Source organism: Actinomyces urogenitalis DSM 15434 (assembly GCF_000159035.1).
Classification (GTDB): Bacteria; Actinomycetota; Actinomycetes; order Actinomycetales; family Actinomycetaceae; genus Actinomyces; species Actinomyces urogenitalis.
The window spans coordinates 400,596-402,515 of record NZ_DS999576.1 but is presented as its reverse complement, the minus strand read 5'-3'; the positions used below and the strand labels follow the sequence as shown (position 1 = coordinate 402,515).

At 70.7% G+C, this 1,920-nt stretch carries 2 protein-coding genes and 1 pseudogene; all 3 read right to left on the bottom strand.

Going from position 1 to position 1,920, the window contains the following annotated elements; all coding sequences use genetic code 11:
* Positions 1-114: 114 nt before the first annotated feature.
* Positions 115-1,533, bottom strand: coding sequence for a Pup--protein ligase (gene pafA, locus HMPREF0058_RS09900; RefSeq protein ID WP_006549656.1), 1,419 nt, complete (start codon positions 1,531-1,533; stop codon positions 115-117).
* A gap of 1 nt (position 1,534) precedes the next feature.
* Entirely contained in the window at positions 1,535-1,717 is a 183-nt protein-coding gene (locus tag HMPREF0058_RS09895) for a ubiquitin-like protein Pup (protein ID WP_006549655.1), read from the bottom strand.
* Positions 1,714-1,920, bottom strand: a pseudogene (locus tag HMPREF0058_RS13045) (hypothetical protein); the annotation flags it as partial. The gene HMPREF0058_RS09895 and the pseudogene HMPREF0058_RS13045, both read right to left, overlap by 4 nt.

Below are 1,920 nucleotides of genomic sequence, written 5' to 3'. Positions count from 1 at the left end.
CCGCTCGAACTCGCGTCGGCACCGGCGGGTCATCGGCTGCGTGTCATCCTCAGGTGTCATGGTCGGTCCAGTATGTCAGACGCCACCAGCGTCACAGGCTCCCCACAGCAACGCTCACACGCCCTGGGCCAGCGTGTGGTCCCAGCCCTGGGCACCTTCCTCCATCGCGGCCAGGAGAGCGTCCACGCGCTCGTCACGGCAGGCGAAGGGGTCGCGCAGGGCGATCGCCGGGGTCCGGCCGTCGTCCAGCTTGAGACCCACCCAGTCCGCCGTCAGGTCCCGGCGCAGGTCCTGGGCACGGCCGATCGCGGTGCCACGCAGGTGGGCCCGGGTCGTGGCCGGAGGGACCGTGACCGCCTGGCGGCAGGCCTCCTCCCCCACCCACCGACGCAGCAGGCCGCTAGCCTCCAGGCGAGCGCGCAGGCCCGCCGTCGTGACGTCGTGGTAGGCAAGAGCCAGGCGTGCCACGCGGGGATCGTCCAGGCCCGTGCCCGCGCGCTCGGCGTAGCGGGTGAGCAGCTGGTACTTCGCCGCCCAGTCCAGCTCGGTTGCCACGTCCTGCGGCCGCCCCGCACGCACCGCCTCCACGCCGCGCTCCCACAGGTCCAGGACCTCACGCTGGAGAGGGCTGAGGTCCATGTGCGCGGTGTGCGAGACGACCCGCCGAAGGTGCTCGGCCTGCAGGTCGACAGCGGTGATCGTGCGCTCGTCCGCCAGCTCCAGGGGCGTGCTCCCGCCAAGGTCGTGGCAGACGGTACGGATGTCGCGCATGGGACGGGCCAGCTGGAGGTCGCTGAGGTCCCCGCCCTCCTCCAGGTAGTCCAGGAGCAGGTCCATGGCACCGACCTTGAGCAGGGTCGAGCCCTGGGCAATGTTGGAGTCACCAACGATGACGTGCATGCGCCGGTACCGCTCGGCGTCGGCATGCGGCTCGTCACGGGTGTTGATGAGCGGACGTGAACGCGTGGTCGCCGAGGAGACCGCGTCCTCCATCTGGTCGGCGCGCTGGGAGAAGACGAAGACCGCCTCGCCCTGGGGCCCGGTCATCACGTGCCCGGCGCCCACGAGGATCTGGCGCGTGACCAGGTAGGGCACCAGCGTGCGGGCGTCATTCCAGAAGTCCCCACGACGGCGCACGAGGTAGTTCTCGTGGCAGCCGAAGCCGGTGCCCTCGGCGTCCAGGTTGTTCTTCAGCAGGTGGATGCGTCCGGGAACCCCCTGCTGGGCCAGACGGGCGTTGGCCTGCTCGGCCAGGTCCGCCATCGTCAGCTCCCCGGCGCGGTCCTGGGCCAGCAGGTCCTCCAGACGGTCGCACTCGGCGGTCGCGAACTCCGGGTGGGAGCCGACGTCGAGGTAGAGGCGCGCGCCGCCCCGGGTAAAGACGTTCGAGGACCGTCCCCGGGCCACGACCGGCTCAAAGAGGAGCCGTGCAGCGTGGTCGGCGTCCAGGGGCGGTGGGCCGCCCGCGCTGGAGGCACAGGTGATGCCGTACTCCGTCTCGACGCCGATGACACGCCTGGCCGGCGCGCTCACCTCACTGTCCGCCCTTCTGGACGAATCCCTGGACGAAGGCAGCGGCGTTGGTCTCCAGGACGGAGTCGATCTCATCCAGGATGTCGTCGACGCCGCTGACCTGAGTCTGCCCGGACGAGCCGGCCGCCTCGGTCAGGTCCTCGTCGTTGCCACCGGTGGGTCGGATCTGCTGGCTCTCGCTCATGGGCGTGATTGTCCCTCCGATGCGTCAAGCCTCCCAATCGAGTCCGAGACCGTGGCCCGCAACAGCTCGATCAGCTCGCGAGCCTGTGCGGGGGCCATGACGACATCGCCGGGCAGGCTGAGGCGTGCCAGCTCCTGGCGGCCAGGCAGGTCCAGAACCAGGCTGGTCCAGGACGCTCCCACCACCTGCGGGACCTGGGCCAC

Excerpts from the sequence above, each read along its gene's own strand:
- HMPREF0058_RS09895 (WP_006549655.1), bottom strand. The coding sequence starts at position 1,717 with ATGAGCGAGAGCCAGCAGATCCGACCCACCGGTGGCAACGACGAGGAC.